This window comes from Aeromonas encheleia (genome assembly GCF_900637545.1).
In the GTDB taxonomy this organism is placed as follows: Bacteria; Pseudomonadota; Gammaproteobacteria; order Enterobacterales; family Aeromonadaceae; genus Aeromonas; species Aeromonas encheleia.
On record NZ_LR134376.1, the window covers coordinates 3,139,952 to 3,156,313 of the forward strand.

The window sequence follows — 16,362 nt, forward strand, 5'->3', positions numbered from 1 at the left end:
CCCCTGGGCCCCATCGACAGATACCCGCCGCTTGGCGGGTATCTTGTTTTCCCCCTGTTCTCGTCCCCTCATCAGCCCCGCCTATCTGAGTTGCCTCCCCCGCAGGATCCGGCTCGATTGCCAGCCAGCGAATAAGCATCCCCGCATTTGAGATATCCATATCTCATTGTTTCATTTCAGTTATTTATCTAAGAACCATAGCGTCTTAATGCAGGTTTCTCGTTCCTTCAGTCAGCGGGTCATTACGGGAAAGATGGCGTCTCCATCCCCGAAATCAGGAACGACATCATGACAGGAAAAGGAACTTCCCTCTGGCTGGCGGCGCTGGCGCTGGTCGTGCAATCCGCCCAGGCGGTCGAGGTCACGGTGGCCTACCAGACCTCGGCCGAACCCGCCAAGGTGGCCCAGGCCGACAACAGCTTCGCCAAAGAGAGCGGCGCCAAGGTGGACTGGCGCAAGTTTGACAGCGGCGCCAGCGTGGTCAGGGCGCTCGCCTCCGGCGACGTACAGATCGGCAACATAGGCTCCAGCCCGCTGGCGGTGGCGGCCAGCCAGAACGTGCCCATCGAGGTGTTCCTGCTCGCCTCCAAGCTCGGTGACTCCGAGGCACTGGTGGTGAAGAAGGGGCTCTCGACGCCTCAGGATCTGGTCGGCAAGCGCATCGCCGTGCCCTACAGCTCCACCACCCACTACAGTCTGCTGGCAGCGCTCAAGCACTGGGGAGTCGATCCCACCAAGCTGGAGATTGTGAACCTGCAACCACCGGCCATCATCGCCGCCTGGCAGCGCGGCGACATCGACGGTGCCTATGTCTGGGCCCCGGCCCTCAACAAGCTGACCAAAGAAGGATCCGTGCTGACCGATTCGGCCCAGGTCGGCAGCTGGGGCGCCCCGACCCTGGATGTGTGGGTGGTGCGCAAGGACTTTGCCAAGGCCCATCCCGAGGTGGTGCAGGCCTTCGTCAAGAGCAACCTGGCGGCGCAGCAGGCCTACCTCGACAACCCGGCCGACTGGCTGGCCCAACCGGCCAATCTGGACAAGCTGGCGAGTTTGAGCGGCGTCTCCGTGGCCGAGGTGCCCGATCTGGTGCGCGGCAACACCTACCTCGGCGCCCGTGAGCAGAGCGCCCAGCTCGGCAGCCTGGTGAACCAGACCATCGTCGATACCGCCCGCTTCCTAGAGACCCAGGGCAAGGTGCCGAGCGCCGCCCCCGACTACAGCCAGTTCGTGACCGATCGCTTCGTCAAGCCCCTGGCCCAATGACCCTGAGGAGAAGACCATGCTGCAGCTCGCCTATGTCTCTGCCGAATACGCCGGCAAGAAGGTGCTCGACAACATCAGCCTGAGCCTGGCCGAGGGCGAACTGATGGTGGTGCTAGGCCCGTCCGGGTGCGGCAAGACCACCCTGCTCAACCTCATCGCCGGATTCGAGCCCTGCCAGAACGGCCAGATAAGCCTGCAGGGCAAGCCGGTGAGGGGCCCGGGCGCCGAGCGCGGCGTGGTGTTCCAGAGCGAGGGGCTGCTGCCCTGGCGCAACGTGCAAGACAACGTCGCCCTCGGCCTGCAGCTGGCCGGGGTGCCCCGCGCCGAGCGAAGTGAGCAGGCACTGACCCTGCTGCGCAAGGTCGGTCTGGAGGGGGCGGCCGAGCGCCCCATCTGGCAGCTCTCCGGCGGTCAGCGCCAGCGGGTCGGCATTGCCCGCGCCCTGGCCACCCGGCCACAGCTGTTGCTGCTGGACGAGCCGTTCGGCGCGCTCGACGCCTTCACCCGCGAGCAGATGCAGACCCTGCTGCTGCGGCTGTGGCATGAGGGGCGTCGTCAGGTGCTGCTGATCACCCACGACATCGAGGAGGCGGTGTTCCTGGCCAGCGAGCTGGTGCTGCTCTCCCCCTCCCCGGGCCGGGTGGTGGAGCGACTGAGCCTGGATTTTGGTCGCCGCTTCGCCGCCGGCGAACCCTGCCGCAGCATCAAGTCCGATCCGGCCTTCATCGAGCGGCGCGAATATGTGCTAAGCCGGGTCTTCAACGAGCGTGAGGCCTTCGCATGAGCATCGCCCTCGTCCGATCCACCGCCGCCGGTCGTGTCCTGCGCTGGCCGCTGCCACGGCGGCTGAGCCTGAGTCTCGCCACCCTGCTCGCCCTGCTGGCCCTGTGGTGGCTGGTGGCCCGGCTCGGCTGGGTCGATCCGCTGTTCCTGCCGCCCCCCGGCCGGGTGCTGGCCCAGCTCGTAACCCTGGCCGGCCCACAGGGCTTCATGGACGCCACCCTGTGGCAACACCTGGGCGCCAGCCTGCAGCGCATCCTCATCGCCCTGCTGGCGGCGGCGGTGTTCGGCATCTCGGCCGGCCTCGCCATGGGGCTGAGCCCCACGGTGCGCGGCATGCTGGATCCACTGATCGAGCTCTATCGGCCGGTGCCGCCGCTGGCCTACCTGCCGCTCATGGTGATCTGGTTTGGCATCGGAGAAACATCCAAGGTGCTGCTCATCTATCTGGCCATCTTCGCCCCTGTGGCCATGGCGACCCTGGCCGGGGTGCAGAGCGCGCAACAGGTGCGGCTGCGGGCGGCCCGCTCGCTCGGCGCCTCCAGGCTGCAGGTGCTGTGGCATGTAATCCTGCCGGGCGCCCTGCCCGAGATCCTGACCGGGCTGCGCATCGGCCTCGGCGTGGGCTGGTCGACCCTGGTGGCGGCGGAGCTGATCGCCGCCACCCGAGGGGTGGGCTTCATGGTGCAGTCTGCCGGCGAGTTTCTGGCCACCGATGTGGTGCTGGCAGGCATTCTGGTGATCGCCCTGGTCGCCTTCGTATTGGAACTGGGTTTACGCGCACTGCAGCGCAGGCTGACGCCCTGGCATGGTGAAGGACAATGAACGACAAGCTGACCGTCCTCATGGTGATCCTTCACATCGTCTTCGTATTGGAACTGGGCTTGCGAGCCCTGCAGCGTCGACTGACGCCTTGGCATGGAGAAAGCATATGCACGACAAGCTGACGATTACCCCGCTCGGGCCCCACATCGGCGCCGAGATCGCCGGCCTCACCCTGGCCGAGCCCCTGACGCAGGAGCACTTCGAGCAGCTCCATCGTGCCCTGTTGAAGTATCAGGTGTTGTTCCTGCGGGATCAGCCCATCAGCCCAAGGCAACAGCGGGCGCTGGCGAACCGCTTCGGGGATCTGCACATCCACCCCGTCTATCCCCACGCGGAGGAGGCCGAGGAGATCATCGTGCTCGATACCCACGACGACAATCCGCCGGACAACGACAACTGGCACACCGATGTGACCTTCATCGAGACCCCGCCGGCGCTGGCCATCCTGGCCGCCAAGCAGCTGCCCCCCAGCGGCGGGGACACCCTCTGGGCCAGCGGGATCGCGGCGCTGGCGGCGCTCTCCCCGCCTTTGCAAAAACTGCTGGCGGGGCTGGAGGCCGAGCACGACTTCACCAAGTCATTCCCGGCCCACCGCCACAACGGCAGCGAAGAGGAACGCCAGCGCTGGCAGGCCGCCGTGGCCAACAACCCGCCCCTGCGCCACCCGGTGCTGCGCACCCACCCGGTGAGCGGGCGGCAGGCGCTGTTTGTCAACGAGGGCTTCACCAGCCGGCTGCCGGATCTGCCAGCCCGGGAGAGCGAGGCGCTGCTGGGCTTCCTGTTTGACCATATCCGTCGGCCCGAATTTCAGGTGCGCTGGCGCTGGCAGGAGAACGACATCGCCATCTGGGACAACAGGGTGACCCAGCACTATGCCAACGCCGACTACCTGCCGGCGCGTCGGGTGATGCACAGGGCCACCATCCTCGGGGACAAGCCCTACTGGCGGCCTTGAGCGAAAGAGATCCACCGGGTGATGCACAGGGCCGCCATGCTGGGGGCAAATCCTGCTGGCGGCCATAACGAAGAGGCCCGCCAATATGGCGGGCCTCTTCTGCTTTCAAGACACCTCAGCCGCGCAGATCCAGCACTGGGCTGAAACCCCCGAAGATCATGCGGGCACCATCGAACGGCATCGCCAGATTGGCAGGATTGCTCGGGTCCATCCTGGCGTCTTTCATTATCTTCGCCATGGCCTCATCCCGGGTGGCCTTGTCCGGCCACTCCACCCAAGAGAAGACCACGCTCTCATCTTCCTTCGCCGCCACGGCGCGGTAAAAGTCGGTCAGCTTGCCGTGAGGCACGTCGTCCCCCCAGCCCTCCAGCACCCGGGTGGCGCCGTATTCGAGGAAGATGGGATCAATTTGCCGAGCGTGATCGATCAGGGCCTGCTTGCTGGCCGTGGGCACGGCGAGCACGAATCCATCTATATATGACATGACACTCTCCTCCTTATTGAGGATCTCAGCATAGCAAGGGGTGCTGCCCGCTGCGCTGCCCAGCGTGAGTGCCCGTCAGATCGCCACCAGTCGCTCCAGATCGCTGCGCGTGAGGTGTTTGGTATCCACCTTCACGTAGAGCGAGCGTTCGGCTTCGACCAGCAGCACGTCGCTCACCCCCTCACAGGCGCGGATCTTCTGCTCCAGCGCGGGGGTCGCGGCGACCCCCTCCGGCAGCACTATGCGCAGGCTGCTCACATAGGGGGGCTCCTGCATGGTCAGGCTTATCCCCAGCCAGAGCAGGGCCAGCACGGCGCAGCTGCCGAACACCAGGGGCGCACCGCCGAGGCTGTAGAACAGGCCGCCCAGGCTGCCACCGATGGCGACCCCGATGAACTGGCTGGTGGAGTAGACCCCCATGGCAGTGCCCTTGTAACCCGGTGGCGACTCCTTGCTGATGAGCGACGGCAGCAGCGCCTCCATCACGTTGAAGCCGATGAAGAAGAGCTGCAGCCCGGCGAGCAGGCCCCACAGCTGCAACCCGGCTTGCCACAGCACCACTTCGGCGATGAGCATCACCAGCACGCAAGCCTGGAATACCCGCTTCATCTGGCGGCGTTTTTCGGCATAGATGATGAAGGGCACCACGCTGACAAAGGCGACCAGCATGGTGACCAGATAGGCCTGCCACTGGCTGTCACGGGGCAGACCGGCCTGCTCCAGCAGCGGCGGCAGCGCCACGAAGCTCGACATCAGCAGGGTGTGCACGCAGAGGATGCCGAGGTTGAGTTTGAGCAGGCGCGGGTTGGTGAGCACTGTGCGGATCCCCCCCTTCACCAGCGCCGACTCGCGGTTGCGCAGGTGGCTGGTCGGGGTCGGCACCCACCACAGGGTGATGCCGATGCCCCCCAGCGCCAAGAGGGCGATCAGCCAGAACAGGCCGGACAGCCCCAGCGCGTGGGTGATGAGGGGGCCCGTCACCATGGCGATAGCGAAGGTGATGCCAAAGCTCACCCCGATGAAGGCCATCGCCTTGGTGCGGTTCTGCTCGCGGGTGAGATCCGAGAGCAGCGCCATGACGGCCGCCGAGATGGCGCCGCTGCCCTGCAGGGCACGGCCGACGATGACCCCCAAGATGGAGTCGCTGAGGGCGGCGATGACGGCCCCAAGGGCGAACATCAGCAGGCCGCCGACGATGAGCGGCTTTCTGCCGATGCGATCGGAGAGCAGGCCGAACGGGATCTGGAACAGCGCCTGGGTCATGCCATAGATGCCGATGGCAAGGCCGATCAGGGCTTCGGAGGCGCCCGCCAGAGACATGCCATAGGTGGTCAGCACCGGCAGCACCATAAACATGCCGAGCATGCGCAGGGAGAAGACGGAGCCGAGCGCCCAGGTCGCGCGGCGCTCGCCCCTCGTCATGGTGAAATCATTCATGATGGCCTCGATAGGTCAAAGAGAAGGGAGACGCAAGGGGTGGATGACGCAAGGCGCGTCACACCCGAACAGCGGGAAAAGTGCCCCGCAGGGCGGCCCCATAATAACAGAGCCGGGAAGGTTCCCGGCTCTGGATTTCATGCATTTAGGGGTGCAGTTCACACTATCAGGGCAGCATGCTCACCAGCACGGGAGTCGCGTCCGGCTGGAAGTCCACCGACATCATCACGCTCAGGCAGGTGATGGTGACGATGGAGAACATGTCCGCGTCAGGATCACGGCAGCATGCTCACCAATACCGGCGTCGCGTCCGGCTGGAAGTCCACCGACATCATCACGCTCAGACAGGTAATGGTGACGATGGAGAACATGAACAACTTGCGGGCCCACAGGGAGTCATCGACCGCCTGCTTGTAACCCGACAGCGCCATCCCCAGCCACCAGACACTCACCGCCGTGGCCACGATCAGATACTTGTAACCGGCATAACCGCCGAGGAACAGCATCAGGGTCGGCACCATAAACGCCAGTATGTAGAGGGTGATATGGTGTTTGGCCACCGAGATCCCCTTCACCACCGGCAACACCGGGATGTTGGCGGCCTGGTAATCCTTGAAGCGGAAGATGGCAATCGCATAGGAGTGCGGCATCTGCCACAGGCTGAAGATCGCCAGCAGGATCAGGGCGCCCGAGTCGAACTCGTTGCTCACCGCGCAGTAGCCGATGACGGGTGGCGCGGCGCCGGAGAGGCTGCCGACCAGGGTGCCATAGACCGAATGGCGCTTCATGTAGAGGCTGTAGACGCCCACATAGACCAGGAAGCCGAGCACTGCCAGCAAGGCGGCCAACGGATTGGCCGCAAAGTAGAGCAGTGCAATGCCCGCAACGCCGAGTGCGCTCGCATACCAGAGCGACACGCCAGGGGCGATCAGCCCCTTCACCAGGGCGCGGTTCTTGGTCCGCTCCATGATGCAGTCGATGTCCCGGTCGATGTAGTTGTTGAACACACAACCGGAGGCGACCACCAGTGACACCCCCGCCATGGTCAGGATGAACAGGGGAACGTCCAGGCTCCCCTTGGAGGCCAGCAGGAATCCGCCGATAACCGAGATGAGGTTACCGAAGATGATGCCCGGTTTGGTCACTTGCAGGTATTGCTTCATCATCACACCAACCCGCTTAGTGAACCATCATGTTGACGTTGAGGTTGTACATGATCCACAGGGAACCCACCACCACTATGGCGATGATGAGCACGGTAAACACCAGTGCCACCAGGTTCCAGCGCTCCTCAGACGAGGTGTTCATGTGCAGGAAGTAGGCCAGATGCACGAAGATCTGGACCACCGCCATGGCAACCACGGTACCCAGCACCATGGCATGGGAGGCGCTGCCGTCCATCACCATCCAGAACGGGATCGCGGTCAGGATCACTGACAGCACGAAGCCGATCAGGTAGGACTTGGCGCTGCCGTGGCTGGCGCCGTGATTATCGACTGCATGACTACTCATTTACATTGCCCCCATCAGATAGACCACGGTGAAGACGCAGATCCACACCACGTCCAGGAAGTGCCAGAACAGGCTCAGGCACATCAGGCGAGTACGGTTGCGCTCGGTCAGCCCCTTCTTGGCTACCAGCACCATCATCACGATGATCCAGATAAGGCCGCTGGTCACGTGGATACCGTGGGTACCGACCAGGGTGAAGAAGGCGGACAGGAAGCCACTGCGCTGCGGGCCGAAGCCCTCGGCGATCAGGTGATGGAACTCGTAGATCTCCATGGCGATGAAGCCGGCACCGAGCAAGAAGGTCACCAGCAGCCAGCCGTTGACGGCGGCCACCTTGTTCTTGTTCATGGCCAGCATGCCAAAACCGAAGGTGATGGAGCTGAACAGCAGCAGCATGGTTTCGGCGAACACGAACGGCAGCTCGAAAATGTCCTTGCCGCTCGGGCCGCCGGCGGTGCCGTTGACCAGGACTGCATAGGTTGCGAACAGGGTCGCAAACAGGATGCAGTCACTCATCAGGTAGATCCAGAAACCGAACACCTTGGTGGCACCGGCATCATGGTGCCCATGATCGTCATGGGCGCCGTGAGTGTGATGTAGAACGTCAGTTGCCATAGCGTCAGGCTACCTTGTTGATGTTGTCGAAATGCTGACCTTCGATGCGCTCGATCTCGTCAACCTGTACGTAGTAGTCCACATCCTCGTTGAAGCTGTGGATGATCCAGGTGGCGATCATGCCGACGAAGCCGGCGATGGCCATCCACCAGATGTGCCAGATCATGGCGAAGCCAAACACCACGCTGAGGGCGGCGATGACCACACCGGCACCAGAGTTCTTCGGCATGTGGATGGGGGCGTACCTGGCCGGCTGCAGGAAGGCAGAGCCGTCCTCTTTCGCTTCCCAGAAGGCGTCGAGACCCTTCACCTTCGGCTCGATGGCGAAGTTGTAGAACGGCGGCGGAGAGGAAGTGGCCCACTCCAGGGTACGGCCACCCCAGGGATCGCCGGTCCAGTCACGGTTCTTCTCGCGGTCACGGATACTGACCACGACCTGGATCACCTGGCACAGGACGCCGATGGCAATCAGGCCGGCACCGCAGGCGGCCACGACCAGCCAGCCGTGGAACTCGGGATCGATGTTCTGGCTGACCCTACGGGTCATGCCCATGAAGCCCAGCACATAGAGCGGCATGAAGGCCACGAAGAAGCCGGTGATCCAGAACCAGAACGCGCGCTTGCCCCAGACGTCATCCAGCTTGAAGCCGAACGCCTTCGGGAACCAGTAGGTGATACCGGCGAAGCAACCGAACACCACGCCGCCGATGATGACGTTGTGGAAGTGGGCGATCAGGAACAGGCTGTTGTGCAGCACGAAGTTGGCGGCCGGCACCGACAGCAGTACCCCGGTCATGCCACCGACGGTGAAGGTGATGATGAAGCCGACGGTCCATAGCATGGGCGAGCTGAACTCGATGCGACCGCGATACATGGTGAACAGCCAGTTGAAGATCTTCACCCCGGTCGGGATGGAGATGATCATGGTGGTGATGCCGAAGAAGGCATTCACGTTGGCGCCCGATCCCATGGTGAAGAAGTGGTGCAACCAGACCACGAAGGAGAGCACGGTAATGGCCACGGTGGCCCACACCAGGGAGGTGTAACCGAACAGCTTCTTCTTGCAGAAGGTCGCCACGATTTCGGAGAAGATCCCGAACACCGGCAGCACCAGGATATACACCTCGGGGTGACCCCAGGCCCAGATCAGGTTGATGTACATCATCATGTTGCCACCCATGTCATTGGTAAAGAAATGGGTGCCGAGGTAACGGTCTGCGGTGAGCAGGGCGATGGTGACGGTCAGGATCGGGAAGGAGGCGATGATCAGGATGTTGGCGCACAGGGCGGTCCAGGTGAACACCGGCAACCGCATCATGGTCATGCCTGGGGCACGCATCCGGATGATGGTGGCAAAGAAGTTGACACCGGTCAGCAGGGTACCCAGACCCGAGATCTGCAGGCTCCAGATCCAGTAATCGACCCCGACGCCCGGACTGAAGTCCACGCCCGACAAGGGCGGATAGGCCAGCCAGCCGGTCTGGGCGAATTCACCGACCGCCAGGGAGACGTTGATCAACACCACGGCCGCGGCGGTAAACCAGAAGCTCAGGTTGTTGAGGAAGGGGAAGGCGACGTCACGGGCACCGATCTGCAGCGGCACTACGATGTTCATCAGGCCGATCACCAGTGGCATGGCCACGAAGAAGATCATGATGACGCCGTGGGCGGTGAAAATCTGGTCGTAGTGATGCGGTGGCAGTATGCCCTCGCCCCCGGCCGACGCCATCACCTGCTGGGTCCGCATCATCACCGCATCGGCGAAGCCGCGCAGCAGCATGACCATCCCCAGGATGAGATACATGATACCGAGGCGCTTGTGATCCACCGAGGTGAACCACTCTTTCCACAGGTATTCCCACTTGCCGAAATAGGTGATCAGCCCGGCAATGGCCAACCCGCCCAATATGATACCGGCTATCGTGACCATGATGATGGGTTCATGGTACGGGATAGCGTCGAGTGTTAACTTTCCAAACATCGATTATTCCTCGGATCCTGCTTTCACACTCTTGTCATCCATCGGCATGGCCATGTGCCCGGCATGCTCAGCGGAGGTCATGTCGCCATGATCCATGTCGGCCATGTCCATCCCGTCGTCATGCTTGGCGGCGGCTTCGTGCTGCATGCCTTTGTGCTCACCCGGCTTCATGTCACCCATGAACTTGTTGATCACATTGACGAACAGCTTGGGATCGGCGCTGGCGAAGTACTCTACCGGATGGTTTTCGCTCTTCTTGGCCAGCACATCGAACTCGCCCATGGTGTTCAGCATCTTGGGAGACTGCTTCACCTTGGCGACCCAGGCATCGAAACCGGCCTGATCGGTCGTGGCGATGGCCTTGAACTTCATGCCGGAGAAGCCGGCGCCGCTGTAGCTGCCGGAGATCCCCTTGTACTGACCCGCCTCGTTGGCAATCAGATGCAACTTGGTCTGCATCCCGGCCATGGCGTAGATCTGACCGCCCAGTTGCGGAATGAAGAAGGAGTTCATCACGGTGTCGGAGGTCACCCGGAAATTGACCGGGGTATTGACCGGGAAGGCCAGCTCATTGACCGAGGCGATACCCAGTTCCGGATAGACAAACAACCATTTCCAGTCGAGGGAAATAACATCGACCTGGATCGGTTTGACGTCCGATTCCAGCGGTTTATAAGGATCCAGCGAGTGGGAAGTTTTCCAGGTAATCACCGCCAGGATGGCGACAATAATGACGGGTACGGTCCAGACAACCGCTTCAATCTTGTTGGAGTGAGACCAATCCGGGGTGTATTTGGCGGTGGTATTGGATGCTCTGTATTTACGAGCAAAGGCCACCGTCATAATAATCACAGGAATCACTACAATTAACATCAGACCGAGTGCGGTTAATATTAGTGACTTCTGTTCCAGACCAACCTGCCCTTTGGGGCTCATCAGAGCCATGTCGCAGCCACTCAGCAAGCCAGCGGTTGCAATCAACAGCAAAGCGCCCAAGCCCCTCTTTACTTCAAAAGGTCTCATGCAATGTCCTCATCGTTTCAAGGCTTATTGGTATAATAAAAATGCAGCATTTTATTGCATCAGACCGGCATGTGAACAACATGAAAAATTAATCCGGAAGTTGTTTTTTGTTTGGTGCGAAGATGCGTTATTTGTTAAACGCTTGACAGTGACGATTTTTATACGATCACAAATTTCTGATTCAGCCTGCATTGCTTTCATTTCGATCCCTCATCGAGCAACAACTGGGCAACACTCTCACTTCCCCTTAATGTTGTCATGGTCAATATGCATCATTTTCTGCTGGTGGATATTCTGACTGCACGCTTTTTAATCAACAAAACCTTGATCTGATCGGGGTAAGTGATGAGATAAAATAATAAATAATTAATCAAATAACTGTGTGATTAACTTCCTGCCATGGTGGGAACGGCGGCAAAAAACGGCCATTAGAGTCCGCCTCCCATCCATGCCTCATAAAAAAGGCCTCCAATGGAGACCTTTCTATCGAGCTTCCCTGCTCCTGTTCACACCAGGTTCATCTCCCTGGATGACAGGGCGGCCATGCCCCTCTCCAGACTCAGCTAAGCGGGTGTTCCATCCGGGTGGCGACGGCAATCCGGTTCCAGGCGTTGATGGTGACTATCTGCATCAGACACTGGGCCAGCAGGGTCTCGCCGAGCAGCGCCAGCCCCTGCCGATAGACCTCCTCGCTCAGCCCCTGCCCGGCGATCAGGGTCACCTCGTCGGTCAGCGCCAGCACGGCCCGCTCACGCTCATCGAACAGCGGGGATTCGCGCCAGGCGGACAGCGCCAGCAGACGTTGCGGGCTCTCCTGCTGCTTCATCGCCACCTCGGCGTGCATCTGGATGCAGTAGGCGCAGCCATTGATCATGGAGGCCCGCAGCTTGATGAGCTCCTTGAGCCGGGAGGGGATCTCGGTGCCACCGAGATAGGACTCCAGCCCCATCATGGCCTGGATGGCGGCGGGGATCTGCTGGGCGAGCTGGATACGGTCTGACATGGTGCGGCTCCTGTGGCGCTATGCCCGTCTCGGGCGATGACGGCATTGTTCACCTTCTCACCGATGAATAGAATACCGTCACAACCTGCAACAGTTTTGCATTAAACGCAAAGGAGTGTCCGTGCTGGATCGCATTCGTATCCTGGCCCAGGTAGTGGAGTCAGGCAGCTTCTCCCGCGCCGCCCGCGCCCTCAATCTGGCCCCCTCCTCGGTGACCCGTACCATCGACAGCCTGGAGCAACAGCTGGGGGTGCCCCTGTTCAAGCGCAGCACCCGCCAGCTGGTGCTGACCGAGCAGGGGGAGTATTTCCTCGCCCGCTCGGTGCGCCTGCTGGAGGAGGCCGAGCAGCTGGTGCAATCCCTCCAGCCCCTGCACGTGGCGCCCCGTGGCCCATTGCGGGTCTCGGTGTTCGAGAGCTTCGGGGCGGCCTGGCTGGCGCCGCGGCTGCCCGCGTTTCTGGCCCGCTACCCCGGGGTCAGGGTCGAGATCGAGTTCGACAACCGGCTGGTGGATCTCAATGCCGACAACGTAGACGTGGCCATTCGCATCGGGCGCCCGACCGACAGCAGCCTGCATGCCCGCCACCTGCTGGCGAACCGGACCCTGCTGGTCGCCTCCCCCGCCTATCTGGCGCAGCATGGCGAGCCCGTCCATCCCGATGAGCTGGCCAGTCACAACTGCCTCATCCGCGGCCAGGGCCGTCAGCGCCAGCATTGGTTTTTCCGGCGCGGGGCTGAGCGGCGCAAGGTCGCGGTGCAGGGCAATCTCGCCTCCGTCGGCGGCACGCCCCTGCTCTGCGCGGCCCAGGCGGGATGCGGGCTCTTGCTGCTGTCGAGCTGGATGGTGCAGCAGGGGATCGACGATGGCAGCCTGCGCCAGCTGCTGCCCGACTGGCAGGCCTCCCCTTACGAGGATCGCCACGACGAGATCTTTGCGGTGTTTCGCGGTGGCCGCTTCTTGAAGCCGCAGACCCGCGCCTTCATCGACTTTCTGATCGAGGTGATGGCGCCGCTGCAGGGGTCAGACGGGAAGGCTTGACCGCCTGCTGCCTAGTCGGCCAGGGCGATGGGAAAGAGAGGATGCGAAAATAAGAAAATAAACAGCCGGGCACCTGGCCCGACTGCGGCTCACGGGGTATGCATGTCGGCTCTATTTATGCGGCTTGCGCCCGTCCGGGACGGCGGGAGGGGTACGGTAGTCACCATAGGGAAAGATGTTGCGCAGCCGCTGGGCCACCGGCTCGGGGATGGAGCGGGAGAAGACCAGCCTGACGCCGTTGTCGTCGCGCTGACCCAGGATCCGGCCCCGCACCGGATCCTGCTGCAGGATCTGCTTGGCCTGGGCCAGGAAGCGCGGCGACACCGCGCCTCGCTTCAGCTGCACCTTGCCAGGTTGCAGCCGGATCTCGAACAGGGCGCCACGCCCCAGCTTCATCAGCCACCAGATCAGGGCTATCGCCACCAACAAAGACAACCAGGCCATCCGTTTCCCCTTCCCATGCTTAACTTCTGGTCAGTATAGGCCGCGCCAGCCGGTGATTACCTGGCGAGCATCACGCTTTGTCCATCCTGCGGGCGAGCCTCAGCAATCCTTGCCCCAGGCCACCAGCGTCTCGCGATAGAGCGCCAGCAGCGCCTGATCCCGTACCGCCACCCCGACCCGCTGGGCCGGATAGCCCGCCCACTCATCGTGGGGATGCGCCTTGTCATCGAACTTCTGCAGGGTGTGGCCGATGGCGGGGCCACCGTCGATGACCCGCACCGGCCCTTCCCGCAGGGTAAACAGGGTCGGATCGATCACATAGGCGATGGCGGAGGGATCGTGCACATGGCAGCCATCCAGGCCGATGCGCTCGGAATAGAAGCGCAGGTAGAAGCGGCTCACCGCCCACAGGAAGCGACCCGGCTCGCCCGCCTCATCCCGCAGCGCATCGAGGTAGCGGCTGCTGAAGAAGCTCTGCTGGGTCACGTCCAGCCCGATGATCACCACGGGCCAGGGGGCGGTGAACACCACATCCGCGGCCTCGGGATCATCGTGAATATTGGCCTCGGCATAGGGGGTCACGTTGCCGCGATGACCGTTGACGCCAAAGGCGCCGCCCATCACCACCACCTGCTTCACCAGCCCGGTGATCTCGGGCGCCTCCTGCAGCGCCAGCGCCAGGTTGGTGAGCGGCCCTATGGTGACCAGGGTGATCTCGCCGGGAGCGGCCTTCACCGCCTCGACTATGTATTGCCAGGCCGGACGGGGATCCGCGCTGATGGTCACCTCCCCCGCCTCCACATCCCCCAGCCCGCTCGGGCCGTGCACCACTGTGGTCGGCCCGACCGGCTCGCGTCGCAGCGGGGCGGCCGCTCCCTGGGCCACATCCGCCTTCATGCCGTATTTCTGCTTGAGCCAGAGTGCGTTGCGGGTACCGTTCTCGATGGTGGCATTGCCAAACACTGTGGTGATGGCGAGCAGATCGATGGCGGGGTGTGCCTCGGCAAAGAGTATTGCCATGGCGTCGTCGATACCGGGATCGGTATCCAGAATGATCTTGTGGGTCATGGGGCCTCCATACAACAGAACTGCCAGTGTAGCGGTCTGCCACCCGTTTAACAGCGCAGGGATCACAGCCTAGCGCTTTGCTCTGCTTCAACCCCGCCGACCGACGACATCTTGAGCAAGCCAGACTGACCGGCAGAGGGCGGCCCTGCACCGAGGGGGCAAACTGCCGAGATTATGGGCAACCGGACGGGGATCGGCCTCCATCGCCTTGTGGGCCGGCGTACGGGATGGTATCACTTGGCCTCATTGCCACTCATTCCAACCACTTGCCGAGGCACCCTAGTGATCACCCTGATTAAAGAGTCTGACCAGCTGAAGATGCCCTGGAAGAACAAGCAGGGCACCACGGCCCAGATCCTCATCTCCCCCAAGGGGGCGACTCTGGACAAGCTCGACTTCGATTACCGTCTCAGCTCGGCCCCCATCAAGGCGGCGGGCCCCTTCTCCACGTTTCCCGGCTACAGGCGCATCCTGCTGCCCATCAGCGGCGCTGGCTTCGTGCTCAACGGTCACCCCTATGCGACCCATGAGGCGGCCCACTTTGACGGTGACGAGGAGACCCACTGCGAACTGCTGAAGAAGGAGGTGACGGATCTCGGCCTCATCTATCATCCCGAGCGCATCAGCGCCAACGTGCGGGTGCTGAATCTGCCCTTCCCGCTCACCCTCACCCTGGAGGCGGACAAGACCTATCTCTGCCATCTGCTGAGCGGTCAGCTCAGCGTGCAGGATCGGGCCCTGGCCATCAACGAGACCCTGGTGATCAGCGGCGAGGAGAGCATCAGGCTGGAGTGCCAGAAGAAGACGGCCATCGCCTTCTTTACCCTGCAACGACGCGCATAGCGCGTCGGGGTCAGCGTTTAGGCGCGCGCCCCCCGCTGTCGAGGCAGGCCCGCATGCTGTCGTAGGGTTCGTAGTGTTTGGTGCGGCTGTAATAGGTGCCGCCCTGGGGGTGGCAGATGCCGTTGCGGCTCTTCTTGACCGGGGGCTCTGCGGCCAGTGCCATGGCACAGACCAGCATCAGGCAGCCGCTGATGACCCATTTTATGGCGCTCATAGCCCCTTCTCATCGGGTTCGTTGCCGGGTCACCTGACCCAGCTTGCGGCCCATTCTACCCCGTCACTACAGTGCGATACCGCCCGCCAGATCATGAAATTCAGCCATGAATTCAGTTGGTTCGCGCGAGCGAGCCATAAAAAAAAGCCGGGCAAGCCCGGCTTATTCTCAAAACTGGAGGTGGTCTAGCCGACCTTGAAGGAGCCCTTCATCATGGCAAAGTGGCCCGGGAAGGAGCAGAAGAAGGTGAGATCCTTGCCCGCCAGCCCGTCGGTCTTGAAGGTGACGCTGGTGCTCTCGCCGCCCCCCACCAGCTTGGTGTGAGCCAGGATCCTGGCATCTTCCTTCGGCAGGTAGTCGTGATCGACGCCGGCGCTCATGCCCGCGGTGGCGATGGCTTGATAGTCGGCGGTGTTGGCCAGCACCCAGTTATGACCCATGGCCGTCACCGGCATCTTGCCCGTGTGATTGAGGGTCACAGTCACCTCTTTGCAGGTGGCCGGCACGCTCATCTCCTTGAGGTTGTACTGCATGGCATCATTGCCTTCGATGACCAGTGCGCACTCATCGGCCAAGGCCGGTGCCGCCATGCCCAGTGCAGTAAAAATACTCAGAAACAGCAGGGTAATCGCCTTTTTCATCATCTTCTCCTTTGATTGGCAGTGGATGGCAACACGCTTGCCTGAAACTCGCGTCGGCGATGGGCAAAGATGCTGTCAGAATCGATCTTAATTGTACTCAACTGTTGTCAATCGACTATGGCTTTTGCTCAAAGCTGCGGCCCAAGTCACCTGTTTACCCCCAAAACCATTCAACTTTGGAACAGATCTGTCGGGTTAACAGCCTGAGTCGCTTAATTATTTTCCGCCCCGCGCC

At 62.1% G+C, this 16,362-nt stretch carries 18 protein-coding genes; 6 read left to right on the top strand and 12 right to left on the bottom strand.

Annotated features, from left to right (window positions below; all coding sequences use genetic code 11):
- Positions 1-288 precede the first annotated feature (288 nt).
- The 4 genes from tauA (at position 289) to tauD (ending at position 3,823) form a co-directional block, all read left to right on the top strand.
- Positions 289-1,263 (top strand): taurine ABC transporter substrate-binding protein, encoded by a 975-nt coding sequence (tauA, locus tag EL255_RS14535; protein ID WP_042655008.1) that lies wholly within the window; start codon positions 289-291, stop codon positions 1,261-1,263.
- Between the two features lie 16 nt (positions 1,264-1,279).
- Complete coding sequence (gene tauB, locus EL255_RS14540) at positions 1,280-2,047, top strand: taurine ABC transporter ATP-binding subunit (RefSeq protein WP_042655009.1); 768 nt, start codon at positions 1,280-1,282, stop codon at positions 2,045-2,047.
- Complete coding sequence (gene tauC / locus EL255_RS14545; protein ID WP_126623376.1) at positions 2,044-2,868, top strand: taurine ABC transporter permease TauC; 825 nt, start codon at positions 2,044-2,046, stop codon at positions 2,866-2,868. The genes tauB and tauC overlap by 4 nt, the downstream gene beginning before the upstream one ends.
- Positions 2,869-2,974: 106 nt before the next feature.
- Entirely contained in the window at positions 2,975-3,823 is an 849-nt protein-coding gene (gene tauD / locus EL255_RS14550) for a taurine dioxygenase (protein WP_126623377.1), read from the top strand.
- Between the two features lie 115 nt (positions 3,824-3,938).
- On the opposite strand, the gene EL255_RS14555 is transcribed toward tauD, so the two are convergent.
- From EL255_RS14555 to EL255_RS14595, 8 genes are all read right to left on the bottom strand, one after another.
- Entirely contained in the window at positions 3,939-4,307 is a 369-nt protein-coding gene (locus EL255_RS14555) for a DUF1428 domain-containing protein (RefSeq protein WP_042653816.1), read from the bottom strand.
- A 75-nt stretch (positions 4,308-4,382) separates the two neighbouring features.
- Entirely contained in the window at positions 4,383-5,744 is a 1,362-nt protein-coding gene (locus EL255_RS14560; protein ID WP_042653817.1) for an MFS transporter, read from the bottom strand.
- A gap of 275 nt (positions 5,745-6,019) precedes the next feature.
- Complete coding sequence (gene cyoE, locus EL255_RS14570; protein ID WP_042653818.1) at positions 6,020-6,913, bottom strand: heme o synthase; 894 nt, start codon at positions 6,911-6,913, stop codon at positions 6,020-6,022.
- 10 nt (positions 6,914-6,923) lie between these two features.
- On the bottom strand, positions 6,924-7,256 hold the full coding sequence (locus EL255_RS21480) for a cytochrome o ubiquinol oxidase subunit IV (protein WP_042653819.1): 333 nt from the start codon (positions 7,254-7,256) through the stop codon (positions 6,924-6,926).
- On the bottom strand, positions 7,257-7,871 hold the full coding sequence (locus EL255_RS21485) for a cytochrome o ubiquinol oxidase subunit III (RefSeq protein ID WP_042653820.1): 615 nt from the start codon (positions 7,869-7,871) through the stop codon (positions 7,257-7,259).
- 4 nt (positions 7,872-7,875) lie between these two features.
- Positions 7,876-9,852, bottom strand: coding sequence for a cytochrome o ubiquinol oxidase subunit I (gene cyoB, locus EL255_RS14585; protein ID WP_042653821.1), 1,977 nt, complete (start codon positions 9,850-9,852; stop codon positions 7,876-7,878).
- A 3-nt stretch (positions 9,853-9,855) separates the two neighbouring features.
- Positions 9,856-10,875: a cytochrome o ubiquinol oxidase subunit II gene (cyoA, locus tag EL255_RS14590; protein ID WP_084228357.1), complete on the bottom strand. Its 1,020-nt coding sequence runs from the start codon at positions 10,873-10,875 to the stop codon at positions 9,856-9,858.
- Between the two features lie 559 nt (positions 10,876-11,434).
- Positions 11,435-11,878 (bottom strand): carboxymuconolactone decarboxylase family protein, encoded by a 444-nt coding sequence (locus EL255_RS14595; protein WP_042653823.1) that lies wholly within the window; start codon positions 11,876-11,878, stop codon positions 11,435-11,437.
- A gap of 121 nt (positions 11,879-11,999) precedes the next feature.
- On the opposite strand from EL255_RS14595, the gene EL255_RS14600 reads away from it, so the two are divergent.
- Entirely contained in the window at positions 12,000-12,917 is a 918-nt protein-coding gene (locus EL255_RS14600; protein ID WP_042653824.1) for a LysR family transcriptional regulator, read from the top strand.
- 111 nt (positions 12,918-13,028) lie between these two features.
- On the opposite strand, the gene EL255_RS14605 is transcribed toward EL255_RS14600, so the two are convergent.
- Both EL255_RS14605 and EL255_RS14610 read right to left on the bottom strand, forming a co-directional pair.
- Positions 13,029-13,361 carry a DUF3634 family protein gene (locus EL255_RS14605; protein ID WP_042653825.1) on the bottom strand — a complete coding sequence of 111 codons (333 nt, stop codon included), beginning with the start codon at positions 13,359-13,361 and terminating at the stop codon, positions 13,029-13,031.
- Positions 13,362-13,460: 99 nt separating this feature from the next.
- Positions 13,461-14,429, bottom strand: coding sequence for a nucleoside hydrolase (locus EL255_RS14610; RefSeq protein WP_042653826.1), 969 nt, complete (start codon positions 14,427-14,429; stop codon positions 13,461-13,463).
- 282 nt (positions 14,430-14,711) lie between these two features.
- On the opposite strand from EL255_RS14610, the gene EL255_RS14615 reads away from it, so the two are divergent.
- Positions 14,712-15,272, top strand: a complete 561-nt coding sequence (locus EL255_RS14615; protein ID WP_042653827.1) for a HutD family protein — start codon at positions 14,712-14,714, stop codon at positions 15,270-15,272.
- 10 nt (positions 15,273-15,282) lie between these two features.
- Here EL255_RS14615 and EL255_RS14620 read toward each other — a convergent pair whose 3' ends face one another.
- Together EL255_RS14620 and azu are read right to left on the bottom strand one after the other, a co-directional pair.
- On the bottom strand, positions 15,283-15,486 hold the full coding sequence (locus EL255_RS14620) for a hypothetical protein (protein WP_042653828.1): 204 nt from the start codon (positions 15,484-15,486) through the stop codon (positions 15,283-15,285).
- A gap of 185 nt (positions 15,487-15,671) precedes the next feature.
- A complete protein-coding gene (azu, locus tag EL255_RS14625) occupies positions 15,672-16,127 on the bottom strand; it encodes an azurin (RefSeq protein ID WP_042653829.1) in 456 nt (151 codons plus the stop codon).
- Positions 16,128-16,362 lie beyond the last annotated feature (235 nt).